This window comes from Nonomuraea sp. NPDC004186, assembly GCF_053603495.1.
In genome coordinates this window covers 14,608-34,833 of record NZ_JBSGFQ010000123.1, presented here as the reverse complement: position 1 = coordinate 34,833, position 20,226 = coordinate 14,608, and the positions used below count along the sequence as shown (strand labels likewise).

Here is a 20,226-nt window from a genome sequence, read left to right as displayed (position 1 = left end):
CTGGGCGTCTTCGGGCCGGGCTGGCAGGCCGAGTTCGCCGGCGGAGAGATCAACCGGAAACTCGAGAACCAGAACGGCACCATCGTCGTCACGGAGCTCGATGAGGGGACGTCGACCAGCTATCCCCTGAAGAGCAGCGTCTCCTTCCCCGACGGTGGCGGCGTCCAGACATACGAGGCCGCCGGCGGGTCCAAGATCACCGAGACCACCAAGTGGGACGCCGTCATCGGGGCGATGCGTACCACGACGGTCGAGACGCTCGTGACGGATCCGGGCCCCGTGGAGGCGGGCGACGACACCTTCGCCACCGCCGACGGCACCCCCATCAGCACCGGCGACCTCCAGCTCACCTACACCTGGGCCCGGCCGGCCGGGGCGCCGAGCGCCGATCCCTGGCGGGTGACCGATGTGGGCAGCACCGCCTTCGGCAAGTCCACGATCGCCTACGACGCCCAGGGCCGCGTCAGCGCGGTGAAGGAGCCGGCCGGCGCCGCGACCCCCGCAACCGTCACCAGGTTCACCTACGCCACGGCCACCACGGCCACCGGCACCGCCAACGGCGACTACGCGGGCCGGCTCAAGGAGATCGCGGTCACCTACGGCACCGAGGCGCCGCAGATCGAGGCGAGCTACGCCTACGACCTGAACGGCCTGCTGCGCACCGCGAGCGATCCCAGCGTCGGCGCCGTCCAGGGGACCTACGCCTACGACTCGGTGGGGCGCCTGTCGTCGATCGAGTCCATCACCAGCGGCGGCTGGCAGCTGTCGTTCCCGGCAGGCGTCGCCGCTCCCCAGGTGGTCGCCACCGGCACGGACATGCCGGCCAACGGCGGGCCGACCGAGGGCGCGGCCGGGCTCGACGACCCGAACGCCACCGAGCCGCCGGCCAGTGACTTCCTGCCGGACGGCGTGGATCCCCCGCAGTCCTACCCGAAGAAGTGCAACACTGCCGTCACCTGGATGTGGTACACGAAGTCGGGCTGCTCGGCCTGGGCATGGCACGGCGGCAAATGGCGGAAGCCCGACTGGAAGCGGACCGCCAGCGGCTTCAAGGTCCGGGGCATCTACTACGACCACTGCACGAAGTCTCCGGACAAGCCCCACAATTTCGATATGCGACCGGCCTGTGACTCCCACGACTACGGGTACGGCCTGATCGCCAACCAGAAGAAGAAGTACAAGTACTACCTCGACAACACCCGTACGCGAAAGCTTGACGTGGACAACCGGTTCTACATCACCATGCGAGACAAGGTATGCGGGGGTTACTTCATCCTGGTGCGGCCCGACTGCAGGGCATGGGCATGGACGTACTACCAGTTCGTCAAGAAGTACGGCAACCCGTGAGAACGGCCTGAGCTCGGAGTTCCTTCGGCGGTGCATGAGGTTGGGTGCACCTGGAGGCGCACAGGCGGGGCCGGCCGGTCGCGATGTCGACGGGGTGGCCATGTAGGGGAGGGCGGCGATCGGGTGATGGTCGCCCTCCCCTTGTCCTGCCAGGCGGTGGTGGAGGGAGAACAGCGGAGCTCGTCTCCACGCCCAGGCGATTACGGCGCGTTCCTCACTTGCGGCGCTCGGGGGCGCTGAGGACGTCGGCGAGGTCGTCCACCGCGAGTCCCCGGCCCGGCTTCGCCTGGGGCGCGGTGATCGTCATGGGCTTGTCCCAGTTCCGGTACTGCGTGGCCAGGTGCCCCCGCAGGATCCGGTCGTGTCCGAGCCCCGGGACCTCGGGCCGCGGGTGCGCGTAGAAGCGCCAGCCGACCCGGTACGGCCATCCGCGGTCGTCGTACATGTACGTCCATGTCACCTCAGACGTCCCGAGGGTCGCGGTCCCCGCCGCCTCGCGGAAGCTGGGGGAGACGCGATAGAGCTCCTTGAGCTTGATCGTCCCGGTCAGGTTGTAGATCCGCTGCTTGCGGCCGGTGGTGTGATCCGTGGTCCAGGGCCCGACGGTCTTGCGGGTCTTGGTGGCCAGCAGCTTGCGCAGTGTGGCCGGCTCCAGGACGTTGATGAACTGGTCGCCGTACGCGGCCGCGGCGCCGCTGGCCCGGCCGGTGCGCACCCAGGTCTTCGCCCGCGGCGCGAGCTGGTACTGCCAGCCGCCCACGCTGATGGTGCGCAGCGTCCCCACCGTGGCGAGCACTCCGGCGAAGTAAGGGTCCTTGGGCGCCTCCTCCACCATCAGCTCCTTGCTGCTCACGCTGAGCTGCCGGGTGTGCTCCGAGGCGATCACGCCGGCCCGGCCCAGCTTGACCTTGCTGGTTCCGCGCAGTCCCATGCCGCTTCCGATGAAGGTTCGCCGGCCGTTCAGCTGCACCTCCTTGGACAGGTCCGTGGAGGCCTGGCCGTAGAACTCGGCCGTCGCGCCGGCGCCGCGGACGAGCAGCGAACGCAGGCCCGCCACCGGGTCGGGTTCGGCTGTCTGGGCGTGGGCGGTGGTGGGAGCGGCGGTGACAAGGGCCAAGGTGACGATGAGGGGGTGCATGTCGTACATCCAGGTGGTGACTGAAGATCAAATGTGGTTGGAGTGAATCTAGCGTGCGGGTGTGACAGGTCGCTTCTGCCGCCCGCCGACCGACCGGGTGCGGCGCCTCATGTGCCGGGAGTTCCCCGGAGAGGGTGGTCCAGCGGGACCTGACGGACCGACGGCAGGTACGGGTCGAGCTCGCCAGGCTCGAACCGGCGCATCCCGACGACGAACCAGAACTGCCCGGCCACCTCGCCCATCTGCTTGTAGCGCCCGTCGGGCGTCAGCGCGACCCAGCCGTCCGGCAGGCCGAGCAGGGTGGCACGCCGCGCCGGGGCCGTGCCGGGACCGACGTCCCACAGGATGACGCCGCCGTCGTCGCCGGCGCTGGCCAGGAGATCGCCCGACGGTGCGAAGGCCACCGAGACGACGCGCCGGGTGTGCCCGGTCAGGGTGTGCAGCCGGCGGCCCGTCTCAGGATCCCAAAGGTGTACGGCGAGGTCGTCGCCGGCTGTGGCGAGCAACGACCCGTCGGGGCTGAAAGCGGCTGCCCACAACCGGCCGGTCCCCTCCCGGAGCACGTTGAGGCACTCCCCGGTGGACACGTCCCAGACGCGGGCCGTGCCGTCGTGGCCGGCGCTGGCCAGCCGGTCGCCCGACGGGTGGAAGGCCACCGCGTGGACGCGGTCGTCGTGGCCGATCAGCTGGACCCGCAGCGTGCCGGTCTCGGCGTCCCACAGCCGTACGCGACGGTCGTCGCAGCCGGTGGTGACGAGCCGCCCGTCGGGGCTGAACGCGATGGCGCGCACCCGCCCGAGGTGGTCCGTCAGCTCGGCCGCCAGCCGCCCGGTCGGGTGGTGCCAGATCCTGACGCCGTCCTCGTCGTCGGCGATGGCCAGCATGCTCCCGTCAGGGCTGAACGCCTCGGCCCACACCTGGTCGGTGCTGGCGTTGAGCTCGCGCTCGTGCTCACCCGTGGCGGCGTTCCAGAAGTGCACGCCGCCGTCGTTGGTGGAGGTCGCCAGCAGCGGACCGGCGGGGGAGAACGCCGCGGAGACGAGCCGGTCGGAGGTGCCGGTGAACTGCCGCAGCTGCCGCCCGGTCCACGGCTCCCACACGCGTACGACGCCGTCGTTGCCGCCGGTCGCCAGCATCGAGCCGTCGGCGCTGAACCGTACTGTGGAGATCCGCCGCCCGTGCCCGCGCAGGATGCGCCGGCTCCGGCCGGTGAGCGCGTCCCACAGGCGCACCGTGCCGTCGTTGCCGCTGGTGGCGAGCTGCCGGCCGTCGGGCCGGAAGGCGAACGGCCACACCGAGGTATGGTGCCCCGTCAGTTCCACCTGCTCACCGTCGAGCCGCTGGAGCCGCACCACCCCGCGTGCGTCCCCGCTGGCCAGCACGTGCCCGTCGGGGCTGAACAGCACCTGGTGGACAGCGGTGTCGTGACCCGGCAGGGCTCTGCGAGGAGTGCCGTCGGCCACGTCCCACAGCCGTACCGCGCCCGTGGCGTCTCCTGAGGCCAGCAGCCGCCCGTTGGGGTCGAAGGACAGCGTGCGGACCGGGCCCGCGTGGCCGGGGAGCTCCCGTACGAGCGAGCCTTCGTGCGGGTCCCACAGGCGGATCAGGCCCGTGGCGTACCCGGCTGCCAGCAGGCGGCCGTCCGGGCCGGGCGCCAGCCGATGCACCGCGCCGCCGTGGCCGGCGAGCTCGTGCCGCACCCGGCCGGAGGCCAACTCCCAGACCCTGATCGCGCCGGTGGCGTCGCCGGTCGCCAGCAGGTCGCCGGCGAACGCGGCGGTGTGGAGCGGAGAGGAGTGGCCGGGCAGGGTCGCCACCGTTTCCCCTGTGCGCACCGACCACACGCGCAGCACCCCGTCGGCGCCGCCGGCCATCACCCGCTCACCGGATGGGCTGAGCACCACCGGCCAGACGCCTTCCGGGTGCCCGGTGAGCACGTGCAGGCACTCGCCGGTGGCGGGGTCCCACAGGCGGATCGTGCCGTCGTCGGCGCCGGTGACCAGCGTGCCGGAGGCGTACGCGGTCTTGTGGACGCGTCCCCGGTGCCCGTACAGGGTGCGCAGCGGCAAGCCGGTGGCGGTGTCGCAGATGAGCACGCCGCCGTCGTCGCTGCCCACGGCCAGGGTGTTGCCGTCGGGGTGGTAGGCGATCGGCTCGGGCAGGCGGCCGCTCTCGTGGCGATGGCCGTACGGCACGCCGAGCAGCGCGGGCGCCACCTCGACGGCCACCGGCCGGCCCGGCGCGATCGCGGCGCCGTGCAGGGCGGGGTCGTCGGGCAGCGCCGGTGAGAGGGTCACGTCGATCAGTGCCGCGCGGTCCCAGCGGCTGCCCTCGGTCGCGATGTCGCGCAGGTCGGCCCGGGCCAGCCTGGCCCGGGTCAGGTCCGCTCCACGCAGGTCGGCCCCGGTCAGTACGGCCTCGTCCAGTCGCGCACCCACGAGCCGGGCGTCCCGCAGCACCGCCCGCGCCAGGTTGGTCCCCACGAGCCGGGCGTCGGTGAGATCCGCCCCGCTCAGGTCGACGCCGGAGAGATCCCGGTACGACAGGTCCTCGCCGGTCAGCCGGGCCCCCCGTAGATCGGGGCCGGCGGGCAGCCGCAGCCGGCCGGCGATCTTCATCGCGTTGGCCCGCGAGACGTCGTCGGCACCCGCGTCGGCCAGCGTCTCCGTCACCCACGACCGCAGCCACCGCACGTCCGCCAGATCGCACAGGAAGTCCACGGTCAGCGTCGACAAGTGCCGGCGCGGCAGCGGCGCGGGGTCGCCCAGGGCGACATGCCGGGCGATCAGCCACTCCATCACCGAGGAATGGATGAACCCGAACATCCCCTCCTCGGTCCGCACCAGCAGGCTGCCCGACCCCACCGCGTGCGCCGCCTGCGCGGCCGACAGCCGCCCGTCGGCGAGCGATGTCAGCGTCTCGCCGATCTCGGTCAGCTCGTCCAGGTCCAGCAGCGACTTCCCGGACTCCCACAGCCGCAGCGCCAGCGCCGTCACCGCCTGCCACAGCTCCTCGGTGCTCAGCACCGCCGCCGAGCCCGGCACCCCGGCCCGCCGCTCCTCGAAGGCCAGCCACGAGGTCAGGATCTCCTCGTACAGCCCTGCCGGGCTGATCGCGCCGCCCGTCGTCGCCACCGTGCGCAGCCGATCGCCGGGCAGGTCGGCGACGAAGCTGAGCATGCGCGGGTTCTGGGCCAGGCCCAGCAGATCCGAGATGCCGCCGATCAGCGCGAACCGGTCGTCGGCGGCCTGCTCGTCGCCGTACCTGTTGAGCAGGTACGCCCGCACCTGCGCGGGGGTGAAGTCCTCCACGGCCAGCACCCGGCGCTGCGGCAGCATGCCCACCATCTCGCCCAGCGCGGTGAGGACCTGATGGTGCGACCTGAAGTGCTGCGTACGGCTGGTGACCACGATCTTGGCCTTGTCCTGGGCCGCGGCGAGCAGCGTGGTCAGGTGGTCGGCCGCCCGGTCGTAGGTGACCCGCGTCACCAGCTCGTCGAAGCCGTCGAAGAGCAGCACGATCCGCCCCTGGCGCAGCATGTAGTGGAACGCCTTGAGATCGATGAACCGCTCGTGGTGCGCGGCGAGGTGCGCCGCCACCAGGGAGTCCATCGACTGGGCCTTTTCCAGGAAGCGCAGCTCGATGAAGACTGGCGTCAGGTGCGGCAGCTCGGCCGGGATGCGCCGGGCCAGCTCGCGAAGTGCGAACGTCTTGCCCCGGCCGAAGTCGCCCAGCACCAGCATGAACCGTCCGTGGTCGGCGGCCAGCAGCCGCATCAGCTCCTCGGCCAGGTCCTCCTGTACGCCCGGCTGGGGACGGTCCAGCTCCCTGAACCGCTGGGGTACGTACAGGTCGGGCGGGTAGCGCCGGTCGGAGCGCAGCCGCCTGGTCTGCTCGGCCACATAGTCCGACAGGTCGAGCAGGCCCTGGAATTCGATGAAGCTGCGCAGCCTGAGCCCTCTGCGCGTGGCGTAGTCGCGCACCGCCGTGGCCGGTGCGGGCCCCTGGTAGACCAGTTCGGATCCCGGGCCTGGCACGGCGGCGTGCACGTGCCGCAGGAACGCCTCCACGTCGGGTTCGGTGACCCGGCCCAGGTGAGCGCCGATGAGGTACTGGCGGACGAACCCGTCCTCGGGGACGGTCATCAGCAGGTACGGGGGGTGAGCCGGCACCGTGCGGATCTGGGCGTGTTCGTACCGGGCCTCGCACACCTCGGCGACCCGGTCCAGCAGGCTCGCCCCGTCGGCCGGCTCCGCCACCGGCAGCGGTACGTCGAGCATCGCCTCGGCGGACGGTGTTCGAGGTGGGGGGAAGGCGCCGTGCCAGATGGAGTGGTCGCCGGGTGGCTCGTTCTCCACCCAGTCGCCGGCGATCGGCTGCGGCGTCGAGCCGTTCAGGTCGAGCCGCAGCTCGATGTCCCATTCGCCGTCCCATTCGCCGTCCTGGAGCGCGACGATGTCCGCCTGCACCAGGTTGATCAGGCTCGCCCATTCGCCGGCCGCGCACTGCGAGCGCCACAGCAGGGTGTGGCGCCGCCACTCGGTGAGCGGGTCCTCGTGCCCCGGGAGCAACGCGCCGGCCCTGAGGACTGCCAGGCAGGCCAGCGCGATCACCAGCAGGTTGGCGGAGTAGTAGGCGTGGCGCTGCGGGAGGCCGGCCGTGCGCGGGCGGTAGTTCGGGTACGGCACGCTCAACCGCGTGTCCAACCGGCGGCTCAGCCACGTGACGAGCTCGCCCCAGCGGTTCTCCGCGCCCTTCGCCTCGGCCAGCTCCCGCAGGAAGGAGACGACGGTGGTACGGGACGACAGCGCCGACCATGACAGCAGGGCCTGCAACAGCCCGTCGTCGACCTCGGTCACCACCAGGCCCGACTGCTTGACGGCCAGGTCACCCAGCAGGGTGGAGATGAGCCGGGCGGTGAGATACTCGCCGAAGGTCGCGTGCAGGAACTCGTAGGTCTGCACCACGTCGTGGTCGCGGGTGGCCTGTGCGCGATGGAGGAAGAAGAACTTCGCGATGGCGAGTTCCCCGGCCGTGAGCGGAGTGGCGAAGGTGCCGGTGCGTACCTGCGCGGGAAACTCCAGTCCCGACAGATCGTGGTCCAGTTCGGCCGTGGTCACCCACTGGCGGCCCCGGTTCAGCATCGCGAACGCGACGTACGACAGGTGCAGCATCTCGCGTTCGAGCAGGAACGGAACCTGGTCCTCGGGATAGGCCTTCTCCAGCTCCCGCTCCACGAATCTGCGCATCAGCCGTTCGTAGAGCTCCGTCTGCCGGAACTCCGCCGCGTCCTTGCTCAGCGCGTTCCCGTCGGCGTCATACAGCGCGAGCATCAGCAGGAGCAGCGGTTGCTCCGCCAGGGCTCGCTGGGCGAGCGCGACGTCCAGAGCGAGCGGCCTGATCCTCTGCCGGACGAAATAGGCGTCGTTCCTGGCGTTCCAGGCGGTCAGCCAGCGGTCGATCTGCGCCTCGTTGAACGGTTCGAGCCTGGCGACCACGGTGCCGGGGACGAACGCGGCCCGATCCGCGACGGCCGTACGCGAGGTGATGACGACCGCGACCGCCCGACCGGCATCGGCCTCGCGCCGCTGGAACCGGGCCACCTTCTCGAGGTAGTCGGACTGGCGCACCCCGGTCGCCTGCAGCAGTTCGTCGAAGCCGTCGAGCAGGACCACGGGCAGGACGCCCTCGGCGCTCCTGGCCAGAGCGGGCCACTCCAGCCGCTCACCGCTGAGCCGGTAGACGGCCTGCTCGATCTGCTCCTGGATGTCGGCGTTCGCCGCCACGTCCCGCAACGGCACCCGGACCGGCAGGTACCGTCCCTCCGGCAGCCGGGCGGCCAGGACCTTGGTCAGCAGGGACTTGCCCGCGCCGGGCTGGCCGAGGATGACGAACGGCACCTCGCTCGCCGCCGACCGGGTGAGAAAGCCGGCGAGGAACCGCGGCAGGTCATCGCGGACCTCCAGGTCGTCCCACCACGCTTCGAGGCTGGGGTCGGTGGGGTGGCGCACCTCGCTCGTACGGAAGCGAGGCGTCACATAGGCCTCCTCGACGGTCGGCAACCGTACGGCGGCGGCCGTCTCGTCCTGTCCCCTCGTCGCCGCCAGCGGTTCCTTCAGAGCCGTGCGGTGCAGCCTGCTCAGGGTGGTCAGCTGGGCCGGGAGGGCGGCGCCCGAGGTGACCAGGGACAGCAACCGCTCGAGCTCCGCCAGGCCTGCTCTCGTCGCCTGATGCTCGATCATCCCCGCCCACAGCGCGAACTCCGGGACGTCGAGCGCCAGCCTCCGGTACCGGTCCTCGTAATGCCGGACGGCCGTCTCCGGCAGCTTCCGCTCGAGTTGGGCGACGACCTTCTCCCGCTCGGACGGACCGAGCCCGTCCCAGACCTTCAGTCTCATGACGAACGACCGCAGGCGATGACCGTACGTCTCGTAGAACTCGAGGACGGCTCGCTTGGCCTGCTCGAAAGGAAGGTACGGCGAAGGACGGGGGAGGCCACGCGACAGGTCGATGCCCGAATGCCCGGCCAGCTTCGCCTGCTCTTCCCTGCTCATCCGCAGGTCCTGCGAGCTGAACGGCAGATCGAGGGAGTCGACCGCCTCGAAGAACGCCGTGATGACCAGGATCGTGTGCGCGGCCTCCATGCGTTCGGTACGGCTGTGCCATTCGCGGCCGGTGCGCCACTCGCGCCACCGGCCGAGGAGGGTGTTGCCCACCTGCACGAACTGCTGTTTGGCGTCGATCACGTCCCAGAGTCCGAGCGTGCCGATGCTGAGCAGCAGGTCGATCTTCTCGACCGCCGGATCGGCGCCGCCCAGGAGCCGAACGGCGTCGGCGTACCGGTAGTCCTTCGCCATGTCCACGATCCTCTATCGCGGCGGGGAGCGTGTGAATCAGTTTGTTCACTTCGGGGGGCGGAAGACCGGCTCGTCCGGCATCCGGAACGCTGATCCGCGGCCTCGCCGACCCTAGCGGTGCGGCAGGCGCAGTCCTGCGATGAGGAGCTCGACCAGCCGGCGTGCGTCGTAGCGGGGATCGGTGTCGGCGCCGATGCAGAGGTTGCCGACGCCGCGCATGAGCTCGTAGGCGTCCACGTCGGAGCGGATCTCGCCGGCGGCGGCCGCGGCTTCGAGGAGCTGGGCGCACGCGGGCACGAGCCGGTCGAGGAAATAGGCGTGCAGCGTGTCGAAGCCGGCGTCGTCCGACCGCAGCACGGCGGCCAGCCCGTGCTTGGTGACCAGGAAGTCGACGAACAGGTTGATCCATCGCCCCAGTGCGGCGTGCGGGGTCGCGCCGCTCGCCAGCAGGGTCGGAGCGGCCTCGGCGCAGGCCTCGACCTGGTGCCGGTAGACGGCGATGATGAGGTCCGCCCGCGTCGGGAAGTGGCGGTAGATCGTGGCCACCCCGACTCCCGCCCTGGCCGCGACGTCGCGCACGGGCGCTTCGACGCCCGAGGTCACGAAGACCGCCGCGGCGGCGTCGAGCAGCGTCCTCTCGTTGCGCCGGGCGTCGGCCCGCTTGCGCGGGGCCGCCCGCCCCGTGCCGCCCTCGTTCACCGTGCCGCTTCCTCCGCTGCCGAGCTTGCCAAAGCGGAACCGCGTTCCTTATCGTAATCGGAACTAGGTTCCGATTGCTCATGATGCCAGAGCAGAGCTCTGGTCACCAAGTCAGGCGCGGCCAGGAAGCACCGCGCTGAACCGTGTTCCGATTGAACGACCGAAAGGATCAGCGGCCCGATGTTGCACACCTCCCGGCCCCGCTTCGGGATCATGACCGCCCCGTCGCAGGTCGACTACCAGGACGTCCTGCGGGTCTGGCGCGAGGCGGACACGATCCCGGAGATCGAGCACGCATGGTTGTTCGATCATCTCCTGCCCATCTTCGGCGACCCCGACGGGACGACGTACGAAGGCTGGACCCTGCTCTCGGCTCTGGCCGCGCAGACCCGGCGGCTGCGCCTCGGCCTGCTCGTGACCAGCAACCGCTTCCGGCCGCCCGCGCTGCTGGCCAAGATCGCCGCGACCGTCGACATCGTCTCCGGCGGACGGCTCGACTTCGGCATCGGCGCCGGCTCGCGGCCCGGCTGGCCCTCGGCCCGGCGCGAGTACGACGCACACGGCCTGCCCTTCCACGACGCCGCGCACGCCGTGGGGAGCCTCGCCGAGGCGTGCACGGTGATCCGGCGGCTGTGGACCGAGGACGAACCGTTCGACTTCCACGGCACCTACGTCCGGCTCACCGGGGCGTTCTGCAACCCCAAACCCGTCCAGCGCCCTCACCCGCCCATCCTCATCGGCGGGCGCTCGGGCCCGACGCTGCGCGTGGCCGCCGAGCACGCCGACCTGTGGAACATCCCCGGCGGCGACATCGACGACGTCGTCCGCCGCAGCCGGCTGCTGGACCGCTACTGCACCGAGCTCGGCCGCGACCCCGCCTCGATCATCCGCTCGATCCACCTGCCGGTCTCCTACGACCAGCCCGACATCACCCGGGACGCGATCGGCGAGGCGCTCGACGCCGGCTTCCGGCACATCGTCCTCGGACTGTCGGCGCCCTACCCCGCCGGCGTCGCGCGGTGGGTCGCCGACGAGCTCATCACCACGTCGGCCCGAGCCGCCGCCGAGTTCAGTCGCTGAGTTCAGTCGCTGAGCAGGCCACGGGCGCGCAGGTCGGACAGGAGGTCCGGCGGCAGGGCCGGGCAGCGGCTCACGGTGACCTCCTTGAGCGACGGGAAGCCGCCGACCTCTCCCAGGTCGCTCAGCGAGCCGCAGTCGTAGAGGTGCAGGGTGCGCAGGGAGAGCAGGCCCTCGAGCCCGTCCAGGGTGGTCAGGCGTCCGGTGCAGGCGACGTAGAGCTCCTCCAGGTTCAGCAGCCCCGCGAACGGGCTGAGGTCGGAGAGGTGGTCCAGCCCCTGAAGGGTCAGGGTGCGCAGGGCGGGCATGCGCGCGAGCGCGGAGAAGTCCGTCATGAGGTCGGTGTAGGCCAGGTACACCTCGCTGACCGACGGGTGCCCTTCGAGCCCGTCGAGCGAGGTGAGCTTGGTGAAGCTCTCGACGGTGATCCCGGCCAGGGCGGGCAGCCGCGACAGCGGGCGCAGGTCGGGGAGTGGCGCGCTGGGCAGGCCGAGGTTCGTCAGGCGGGGGTGGTGGCCGAGGCCGTCGAGGCTCTTCAGCTTCGTGCAGCCGCTGAGATACGCCCGTTCGAGCGCGGGCATGGCGGCGATGCCGTCGAGGCTGGTCAGGCGGGCGCAGTGCATGTGCAGATCGGTCACGGAGTCGAGGCCGTACAGGCCGTCGATGCTTGTGATCTTGGTACGGCTCACGTCCAGTTCGGTCAGCCGGCGCAGCCCGGACAGCGGCCGGATGTCCTCGATGAACCGGCAGTTGTCGAGACCGAGCCAGTCCAGGTACGGGAACGCCTCGCCGAACCCCTCGACACTGGTCACCCCGCTGCTGCGCAGGCTGAGACGGCGCAGGTTGCGCAGGCCGAGCAGCGGGGAGACGTCGGACATCGCGGGGGAGCTGGTGACCTCGAGCACCTCAAGGCCGATGAGCCCGGCGAGCGGCCGCAGGTCGCTGACGGCCGCGCAGCCATCCAGCTTGAGCTCGCGCAGCTCGGTCAGCGCGGCGAGCTCGGAGAGGTCGGTGAGGCCCTTGCAGTGGTCCAGGACCAGCGTCCGCAGGATCGTCAGGTGGCGCAGCCCGGTGAGCGAGTCACGCCGGCGCAGCTCCAGCTCGGTACGGCCCTCGTCGTCGAAGGCGGGGGCGAGCAGGTGCTCGGCGAAGGCGTCGGGGTCGAGCGCCTGGGGCCACAGCCTGAGCAGCTTCTCGGACGACGGCTCGGCGATCTCCGCGAACTCCGCGGCCAGCGCGAGCGCGTCGCCCTCCCCGCGCAGCGCGAGCTCACGCAGGGTTTTCCAGGCACGTTCCGGGGACGCGGACGCCAGTTTGGCGCGGTAGTCGGAAAGGTCCAGGTTCATGCCATGCCACCCTACGCATTCGCGATCTTCCTGGATGGCGTTCGGGAACACTCGGCCGATCGTGCGGGCGAGCCGGGGCGCCGTCAGCGGCCGCGCACGATCAGCCGAAGGAGCCGGCGCGGCCGTTTCGCGCGGAACGCAGCCCGCTCGTTGACCTGCGGGAACGGCATCTCCGGCACGGGCACGCCGAGGAACCCGCACAGCGGCTCCCACCCGTCCCGCACCTCGAACACCAGCAGCCGCTCCGCCGGGATCGCCGCCCGCACCTCGGCCGCGTGCCGTTCGTAGACGTCGAGGACGTGGTCGCGGTCGTCGATGCGGCCGCCGAAGACGCGGTCCATGACGGTCGCCCTGGCCATGCGCGGGTAGAGGGCGAAGTCCGGCGCGCGGCGGGCCACCAGCCAGCGGGTCACCCGGCGGCGCAGGGGGAGCCGGCGCTCCTCCAGGGCGCTGCGGAAGATGGTCTCGCTGACGCTGTCGTACCAGCGGGCGGGGTCGCGGACGGTCAGGACGACCTTGGCGTCCGGGTAGTGCTCGGCCAGCTCGCGCCAGTACGCGGAGGCGGGCCAGTCGAGCGCCGACCGGAAGCCGGTGAACAGCGCGTCCCAGTCGCGGGAGCGGCCCTCCCCGACGTCGAGCCACTGCCGGACGCGGTACGGCTCCGCGATGACCGTCGACATGTGGTAGCAGGGGCCGAAGCCCAGGATCTCGAGGGCCGCCTTGAGCGACCGCGTGCCCGTGCGCCCGAAGCCCGCGCCGATCACTTTCACGTCGCGCTCACCACCTGCACGTCTCTGATGGGTCTCTGATCTGTGCCGTCTAATGTCGCGATAAATCCGGAAATATGAAAGCACGGAGGAGGCGCAGATGGCCTTCCCGCAGCCTCTGCTCGACGCGCTGCGCGACGCCCCGGATCGACCGGCCTTCGAGCACGGCGACAGGACGCTCTCCAGGGGCGAGCTGCTGGAGCTGATCCGGCGGCTGGCGGGCGCGATGCGCGCCGCGGGCCTGGGTCCTGGGCGGGCCGTCGCGGTGCGCACGGCCGTCACGCCGGAGGCGTTCGCCGCCCACATGGCCGCGCACACGCTGGGCTGCCGGGTCGTCGGCATCCGGCCCGGCTATCCGGAGGGGCAGCTCGCCCACGTGCTGGGGATGGAGATCGACGCCCTGCTCGTGGACCCCGCGACCGCGACCCCCGACCTGCGCCGCGCCGCGGCCCGTCACCTCCCCGGCCGGCCGGCGCTGTCCTTGGGCCCCTGTACGGGCGCCGGCGACCTGCTGGCGCACCCCGACGACGGACGGCCGTTGACCGTGACCGCCCGCCCCGACGACGTGGCGGCCCTGACCTTCACCAGCGGCAGCACCGGCCGCCCGAAGGGGTGCGCGATCACGTATCGGGCGCTCGGCGAGCACTGGGCGTGGCAGCCGCGCGTGTGGTCGCCTGTCGCGGCCGGGCTCGCCGGGGCCTTCGAGCGGTACCTGCTGTTCGGCACGCTGGCCAGCATGGTCGTGATGGAGTTCGTGGCGCCGTGCCTGCTCGGCGGCGGCACGGCGGTGATCCCGGAGGACGACGGGCGGCCGATGTTCCCGTACGCGATCGAGCGCCACCGGATCACCGGCTCGATCATCACCGTGCCCCGGCTCTTCCAGATGCTGAAATTTCTGGACAAGGTGGATGTGAGCAGCTTGCGGGCGCTGATGGTCTCGGGGTCGCCCATCAGCGCGCGGCGGCTGGCCGAGGCCGTCGAGAAGCTGGGCCCGGTCGTCTACCAGGGCTACGGCCAGACCGAGGCGGGCAACATCGCCATGCTCACCCCCGACCACATCGCCGCCGGCGTGCTGGAGCCCGTCGGCCGCCCGCATCCCGGGGTCGAGATCAGCGTGCGCGACGAGCACGACCGCGAGCTGCCCCCGGGCGTGACGGGCGAGATCCACGTACGCAGCCCGTACCTGATGCGGGGTTACTGGGGCGACGAGGAGGAGACCCGCGAGACCCTGAAGGACGGCTGGCTGCGCACCCGCGACCTCGGCCACGTGGACGGGGACGGCTTCCTCCACCTGGCCGGCCGCTCCCGCGACGTGATCATGGTCAACGCCATGGTGGTGTACGCCGGCCCGATCGAGCGCGCGCTGACCGATCACCCCGGCGTGGACGAGGCGTACGTGGTGGGCGCCCCGGACGAGGACACGGGCGAGGCCGTGCACGCGTTCGTCGTCCCGGCCGCGGGCCGGACCCCGGACCGGGGCGCGCTGAGGGCGCTGGTACGCGCGCGGCTCGGCGAGGACAGCGTTCCCCAGACGATCACGATCGTCCCCGCTGTCCCCCTCGCCACCAGCGGCAAGCCCGACAAACGCGCCCTCTCTGAGCAAATTCTGAGAATTGCCCGCCAACACTGAGGTTGTCCGTTCAATCACCTCGTTGTGGCGGAGGCTTCAGTGCCGGACAAGACCCTGGACTACCTGGTGATCGGCGCGGGCCCCGCGGGTTTGCAGCTGGGGTATTTCCTGCACGAGCAGGGGCGGGACTACCTGATCCTCGAGGCGGGTCCCGCGCCGGGCCAGTTCTTCCGCACCCACCCGCGCCATCGCACGCTGATCTCGATCAACAAGAAGTACACCGGATGGGACGACCCCGAGCTCAACCTCCGGATGGACTGGAACTCGCTGCTGTCCGACGACCCCGACCTGCTGTTCACCCGTTACAGCGACCGGTATTTCCCGCACGCCGACGACATGGTCCGCTACCTGACCGACTTCGCCCAGAAGCGCGGCCTGCGCGTCGCCTACGACTCCCGGGTGGTCCGCGTGGACCGGCCCGGCTCCGTGTTCCGGGTGACGGACGAGACCGGGCGCACGTACGAGGCGAAGCGGGTCATCGTCGCGACCGGCGTCACCAAGCCCAACATCCCGCCCATCGCGGGCATCGAGACGGCCGACCTGTACGGCACCCACTCCACCGACCCGGCCGACTACGTCAACCAGCGCGTGCTCGTCATCGGCAAGGGCAACTCGGCCTTCGAGACGGCCGACAATCTGATGGAGACCGCCGCGGTCATCCACGTGGCGGGGCCGCGCTCGGTCCGCATGGCCTGGCGCACCCATTACGTCGGCCACCTGCGGGCGGTCAACAACGGCCTGCTGGACACCTACCAGCTCAAGTCCCAGAATGCGATCCTCGACGGCGACGTCAAGCGCGTCGAGCGCAGGCCGGACGGCACGTACCTGGTGACGGTCTCCTTCGTCCGGGTCGACGAGGTCACCAAGGACATCCCGTACGACAGCGTGATCCTCTGCACCGGCTTCCGCTTCGACGGCTCGATCTTCGGCGACGACTGCCGCCCCGAGCTGGTGATCAACGACAGGTTTCCGTCGCTCACCCCGGCCTACGAGTCCGTCAACGTGCCGGACCTCTACTTCGCCGGCACGATCACCCAGTCGCGCGACTTCAAGCACGGCACCAGCGGCTTCATCCACGGCTTCCGGTACGGCGTGCGCGCGCTGCACCGCGTCCTGGAGTCCCGCCACCACGGCGTGCCCTGGCCCGCCACGGTGCTGCCCGCCGACCCGGCGGCGCTCGCGGCGGCGGTCATCGAACGGGTCAACCGCACCTCGGCGCTGTGGCAGCAGTTCGGGCTGCTGGCCGATGTCATCGTGCCCGACGGGGACACCGCCCGTTACCTGGAGGAGCTGCCGTACGACCTGCAGGGCCCGCCGATCGGCGACCGCGGCCACTTCGCGATCACCCTGGACTACGGGCCCGATCATGACAAGATCGACCCCTTCGACGTCGAGGTGGGCCGGATCCGCCAGAGCGACTCGGTCCGGGCGCACGAGGGCCACTACCTCCACCCCGTCGTCCGCCATCACGTGCCCGGTCAGCCCCCGGTCACCCACCACATCACCGAGAACCTCGAGAACGAGTGGACCTCCAAGGAGATCCACGTCGAGCCCCTCCGGGCCTTCTTCGCCGCGCGGCTGACGTCCGTACCGGTCTGATGGAGCGGTGGAGCCTGCGCGAGTTCGAGGCCGAGGCCCGCGCCCGCCTCGACCCCGCGCACTACGACTACTTCGCCGGCGGGGCCGATGACGAGGTCACCGTGCGCGCGAACGAGGCCGCGTTCGCCCGGATCGGGCTGCTGCCCAGGGTGCTGCGCGGCGCGGCCAAGCTGCAGACCGGCCTCACCCTGCTCGGCAGCCGCGCCGCCATGCCCGTGCTGGTGGCGCCGACCGCGTTCCACCGCCTCGCCGACCCGGAGGGCGAGCGGGCCACCGCCCGCGCGGCGGCCGCCGCCGAGACGATCATGATCGTCAGCATGGCCGCCACCGTCGCGATCGAGGAGGTGGCGGCCGCCGCGCCCGGCGCCGAGCTCTGGTTCCAGCTGTACGTGCAGCCGGACCTGGCCTTCACCGAGACCGTCGTGCGCCGCGCCGAGGCGGCCGGCTGCAGGGCGCTGGTCGTCACCGTGGACTCGCCCGTGCTCGGCCGGCGCGAGCGGGACCTGCGCAACGACTTCCACGACCTGCCCGAACACCTGAGCTGCGAGAACCTGCGCGACGGCGACCGGGTTCGCCCGATCCTCATGTCGCCCGAGCTGTCGTGGGAGCACCTCGACCGGCTCCGGGAGATGACCGCGCTGCCGATCGTGGTCAAGGGCGTCACACATCCAGGCGACGCCCGGATCGCGCTCGACCACGGCGTTTCGGCGATCATGGTCTCGAACCACGGCGGGCGGCAGCTCGACACCGTACCCGCCTCGATCGACCTGCTGCCGGACATCGCCGCGGCCGTCGGCGGGGCCGTGCCCGTGCTGCTGGACGGCGGGATCCGGCGCGGCACGGACGTGCTGAAGGCGCTGGCGCTCGGCGCCGCGGCGGTCGCCGTCGGCCGCCCGGTGATCTGGGGGCTGGCCGCGGACGGCGAGCGGGGAGTGGCCCGCGTGCTCGGCCGGTTGCGCGCGGAGGTCGAGCACGCGCTCACGCTGTGCGGCTGCGCGTCGATCGGCGACCTCGACCCGGGCATGGTGCGGCGGCCATGCTGATCATTGGGCTGATCATCCTGGCCCTGGCCCTGGCGTTTGTGGCGAGCCTGCCGTGGTGGCTGCCGGCGAGGGTCGTGGCGCTGCGCGTACGCGTCTTCAACCGGATCAACGGGGACGAGGGCATCCCCGTCCCCGGCGACCTCGTGGGCGTCGACCGCTTCAGGGAGGTCTACTCGCACCCGGCCGCCGGTGGTCGCAGCAGGGGCGCCGCGCTGTCGGACCTGTTCTGGTACTGGCTGTCGCCCGGCCCCGAGATGCACCAGGAGCACCTGGAGGCGGGCGAGCGGTACGACGCGGTGGCCAAGGCGACGCGCGGGCTGCTCGCCGTGCCGCGCGACGAGGCCGAGGAGCTCACGCGCCGCTGCGCCGCCCGCACGCTGGCGGACGCGCGGGGGCCGGTGCGGCTGCGCGACCTGACGATGCCGCTGTGGGCCGAGTTCTCCTACGAGCTGGTGTTTGCCGAGCCGTGCCCGCGCGAGGCCCGCGACCTGATCGTGGGCAACGCGAACGACGTGGTCACCTCGCTCAAGTGCACCGGCCTGCGGCACATGGAACGCCGCCACCGCCTGACCCGCTACCTGCTCGGCCGCCTGTCACGCGTGCGGATCCCGCTCCCCGCCGGCCTGTCACCCCAGGAGCAGGCGTTCTACCTCCAGGGCGCCTTCTTCAACACCGCCGTCGTCCAACTGTCGGAGGCCATGGCCCACCTGCTCATGGTCCTCGCGCAGCATCCGGACGTGCAGGAGCGGGCCCGCACGGGGGACGACCGCTACCTCGACCAGGTGATCTCCGAGACGCTGCGGCTCTACCCGCTCTTCGGCATCGCCCACCGCATCACCACCGGCGAGATCCCGCTCGGCGAGCGCCCCGCGATCCCGGCCGGGTCGGTGCTCTGCTTCGACTATCCCGAGTTCCACCGCGCCGGGTTCGCCGACCCGGACCGCTTCGACCCGGGCCGCTTCGACCGGCCCGTCAAGGAGCTCAACCACATCCCGTTCGGCGTCGCCGCCAACCGGCCCTGCCCGGCCTGGCGGCTGGCGCCGATCGCGATGCGGGTCGCGGCGCGGGAGATCCTGCACCGCCACGCCCTGCACTCCTCGGCCGCCCACACCCGGTCCCTGCCGAACCGGGGGCCGTGCCTGCTCACCCCGCCGCACGCGTCCCCGCCCCGCGCCGCGCTCGTCCTCATGCGGGTCCGCGACCGCTGGGAGGACGTCTGGCGCAGCCTCGTGCAACTCGTCCTCGGCACGTACATGGTCTGGGACGCCCGCCGGCAACGGCTCTGCGAGATCCACTTCGATCAACCAGCGGAGAACCGAACATGACCGTACTGGCCCACGTCACGTCTCCCGATCCGAACCTCGCCCTCATACTCAAGGTCCTGCCCGCCCTCGTCGTGATCCTGATCGTCGCGGCGATCTGCGGCCGGCTGGCGCAACTGGTGATGCAGCCGCGCGTGCTCGGCGAGATGGTCGCCGGAGTGCTCCTGGGGCCGACGTTCTTCGGCTGGCTCTTCCCCGACGCGCAGGCGGCCCTGTTCCCGAAGGACGTCAGGCCGGTCCTGTACGTGCTGAGCACCATCGGCCTGACGCTCTACATGTTCCTGGTCGGGGCGGGGCTCGACCACAGCGGGCGCACGCCCGGCGAGGTCCGCAAGGCGTCCGCGCTGGCCGTCTCGGGGATCGTCCCCTCGCTGCTGCTCGGCTTCGGCGCGGGCCTCCTCCTGTACGACCTGCTCTCGCTGCCGGACGTCAGCCCCTTCCAGTTCGCCCTGTTCGTCGGCGGGGCGCTGTCGCTGACCGCGTTCCCCATGCTGGCCAGGATCCTGTACGAGCGCGGCCTGGAGAATGCCCCGGTCGGCCGGCTCACCCTCATCGCCGCCTCCATCGACGACGCCCTGGCCTGGTGCATCCTGGCCGTCCTGTCGGCCATGCACCTCGGCACCGGCGCCGGCGACGCGCTGCCCACCATCGGCCTGACCGCGCTGTTCGCCGTCGTGATGCTCAAGGTGGTCGCCCCCCTGCTGCGCCCCCTGGGCGCGACCGTGGCCCGCACCGGCCGCCTCGGCGCCACCGGAATGTACGTCGTCATCCTCGTGCCGCTGACGGCCGGCTGGCTGACGGACTGGATCGGCGTCTACTCGGTCTTCGGCGGCTTCCTCGCCGGCCTGGCCATGCCCCGCGACCCCAAGTTCCGCGAGGCGCTGCACGGCCGGATGATGGAGATCGTCTCGACTCTGCTGCTGCCCACGTTCTTCACCTTCTCGGGGCTGAACACCCACCTCGGGGGCATCGCGGGCGGCGCCATGCTGCTGGCGTTCGGGCTGATCCTGCTCGCCGGGTTCGCCGGCAAGTACTTCGGGTGCGCGCTGGCGATGCGGGGGATGGGGTTCGGCTGGCGGGAGTCGTACGCGGTGGGGGCGCTCATGAACGCCCGCGGCCTGATGATCCTCATCTTCATCAACATCGGCCTGGCCCAGGGCATGATCAACCAGGAGCTCTTCGCGATGCTGGTGCTCGTGGCCATCCTCACCACGGCCGGCGCGCTGCCCCTCTACAAGCTGGCGCTGCCCGAGCGCCTCGAGACCCGGACCAAGGTTGCGGAAGTTTCGGAGCTGGTCAGGACCAATCCATCGTGATCGCGCAGGTGAACCGTGGTGCGCCTGGTTCTCGATCAACCAATGCCCGAGTGGACCTGGTAATCCTCCTGGGCGTGGTGTATCC

Annotated in this window: 12 protein-coding genes; 7 read left to right on the top strand and 5 right to left on the bottom strand. The window is 71.4% G+C overall.

Features of this window, described 5'->3' with window-relative positions:
• Positions 1 to 1,347, top strand: a 1,347-nt coding sequence (locus ACWEPL_RS54215) for a phospholipase A2 (RefSeq protein WP_452441174.1), incomplete at its 5' end; no start/stop codon positions are given.
• Between the two features lie 214 nt (positions 1,348 to 1,561).
• Here the strand turns inward: ACWEPL_RS54215 and ACWEPL_RS54210 are convergent.
• From ACWEPL_RS54210 to ACWEPL_RS54200, 3 genes are all read right to left on the bottom strand, one after another.
• The gene (locus ACWEPL_RS54210) at positions 1,562 to 2,485 is read right to left on the bottom strand and encodes a hypothetical protein (protein ID WP_452441173.1); all 924 of its coding nucleotides are present in this window, start codon (positions 2,483 to 2,485) and stop codon (positions 1,562 to 1,564) included.
• Between the two features lie 107 nt (positions 2,486 to 2,592).
• On the bottom strand, positions 2,593 to 9,342 hold the full coding sequence (locus tag ACWEPL_RS54205) for an NACHT N-terminal helical domain 7-containing protein (RefSeq protein ID WP_452441172.1): 6,750 nt from the start codon (positions 9,340 to 9,342) through the stop codon (positions 2,593 to 2,595).
• 111 nt (positions 9,343 to 9,453) lie between these two features.
• Positions 9,454 to 10,041, bottom strand: coding sequence for a TetR/AcrR family transcriptional regulator (locus ACWEPL_RS54200; RefSeq protein ID WP_452441171.1), 588 nt, complete (start codon positions 10,039 to 10,041; stop codon positions 9,454 to 9,456).
• Positions 10,042 to 10,221: 180 nt separating this feature from the next.
• On the opposite strand from ACWEPL_RS54200, the gene ACWEPL_RS54195 reads away from it, so the two are divergent.
• Positions 10,222 to 11,121 carry an LLM class flavin-dependent oxidoreductase gene (locus ACWEPL_RS54195; RefSeq protein WP_363972195.1) on the top strand — a complete coding sequence of 300 codons (900 nt, stop codon included), beginning with the start codon at positions 10,222 to 10,224 and terminating at the stop codon, positions 11,119 to 11,121.
• Positions 11,122 to 11,123: 2 nt separating this feature from the next.
• Here ACWEPL_RS54195 and ACWEPL_RS54190 read toward each other — a convergent pair whose 3' ends face one another.
• Positions 11,124 to 12,464 carry a leucine-rich repeat domain-containing protein gene (locus ACWEPL_RS54190; RefSeq protein WP_452441169.1) on the bottom strand — a complete coding sequence of 447 codons (1,341 nt, stop codon included), beginning with the start codon at positions 12,462 to 12,464 and terminating at the stop codon, positions 11,124 to 11,126.
• Positions 12,465 to 12,547: 83 nt separating this feature from the next.
• Positions 12,548 to 13,234 carry a sulfotransferase family protein gene (locus tag ACWEPL_RS54185; RefSeq protein ID WP_363972191.1) on the bottom strand — a complete coding sequence of 229 codons (687 nt, stop codon included), beginning with the start codon at positions 13,232 to 13,234 and terminating at the stop codon, positions 12,548 to 12,550.
• A 97-nt stretch (positions 13,235 to 13,331) separates the two neighbouring features.
• On the opposite strand from ACWEPL_RS54185, the gene ACWEPL_RS54180 reads away from it, so the two are divergent.
• From ACWEPL_RS54180 to ACWEPL_RS54160, 5 genes are read left to right on the top strand one after another with little or no spacing between them, the layout of a single operon-like run.
• The gene (locus tag ACWEPL_RS54180; protein ID WP_452441168.1) at positions 13,332 to 14,861 is read left to right on the top strand and encodes a class I adenylate-forming enzyme family protein; all 1,530 of its coding nucleotides are present in this window, start codon (positions 13,332 to 13,334) and stop codon (positions 14,859 to 14,861) included.
• A gap of 39 nt (positions 14,862 to 14,900) precedes the next feature.
• Positions 14,901 to 16,460 (top strand): NAD(P)-binding domain-containing protein, encoded by a 1,560-nt coding sequence (locus tag ACWEPL_RS54175; RefSeq protein ID WP_363972187.1) that lies wholly within the window; start codon positions 14,901 to 14,903, stop codon positions 16,458 to 16,460.
• Positions 16,460 to 17,503, top strand: coding sequence for an alpha-hydroxy acid oxidase (locus tag ACWEPL_RS54170; RefSeq protein ID WP_452441167.1), 1,044 nt, complete (start codon positions 16,460 to 16,462; stop codon positions 17,501 to 17,503). Before ACWEPL_RS54175 ends, ACWEPL_RS54170 begins: the two co-directional genes overlap by 1 nt.
• Positions 17,497 to 18,828 (top strand): cytochrome P450, encoded by a 1,332-nt coding sequence (locus ACWEPL_RS54165; protein WP_452441165.1) that lies wholly within the window; start codon positions 17,497 to 17,499, stop codon positions 18,826 to 18,828. The genes ACWEPL_RS54170 and ACWEPL_RS54165 overlap by 7 nt, the downstream gene beginning before the upstream one ends.
• A complete protein-coding gene (locus ACWEPL_RS54160; RefSeq protein ID WP_363972181.1) occupies positions 18,825 to 20,141 on the top strand; it encodes a cation:proton antiporter in 1,317 nt (438 codons plus the stop codon). Before ACWEPL_RS54165 ends, ACWEPL_RS54160 begins: the two co-directional genes overlap by 4 nt.
• Positions 20,142 to 20,226: the final 85 nt, after the last annotated feature.

Excerpts from the sequence above, each read along its gene's own strand:
- ACWEPL_RS54205 (WP_452441172.1), bottom strand. The coding sequence starts at position 9,342 with ATGGCGAAGGACTACCGGTACGCCGACGCCGTTCGGCTCCTGGGCGGC.
- ACWEPL_RS54180 (WP_452441168.1), top strand. The coding sequence starts at position 13,332 with ATGGCCTTCCCGCAGCCTCTGCTCGACGCGCTGCGCGACGCCCCGGAT.
- ACWEPL_RS54160 (WP_363972181.1), top strand. The coding sequence starts at position 18,825 with ATGACCGTACTGGCCCACGTCACGTCTCCCGATCCGAACCTCGCCCTC.
- ACWEPL_RS54170 (WP_452441167.1), top strand. The coding sequence starts at position 16,460 with ATGGAGCGGTGGAGCCTGCGCGAGTTCGAGGCCGAGGCCCGCGCCCGC.
- ACWEPL_RS54210 (WP_452441173.1), bottom strand. The coding sequence starts at position 2,485 with ATGCACCCCCTCATCGTCACCTTGGCCCTTGTCACCGCCGCTCCCACC.
- ACWEPL_RS54165 (WP_452441165.1), top strand. The coding sequence starts at position 17,497 with ATGCTGATCATTGGGCTGATCATCCTGGCCCTGGCCCTGGCGTTTGTG.
- ACWEPL_RS54195 (WP_363972195.1), top strand. The coding sequence starts at position 10,222 with ATGTTGCACACCTCCCGGCCCCGCTTCGGGATCATGACCGCCCCGTCG.
- ACWEPL_RS54190 (WP_452441169.1), bottom strand. The coding sequence starts at position 12,464 with ATGAACCTGGACCTTTCCGACTACCGCGCCAAACTGGCGTCCGCGTCC.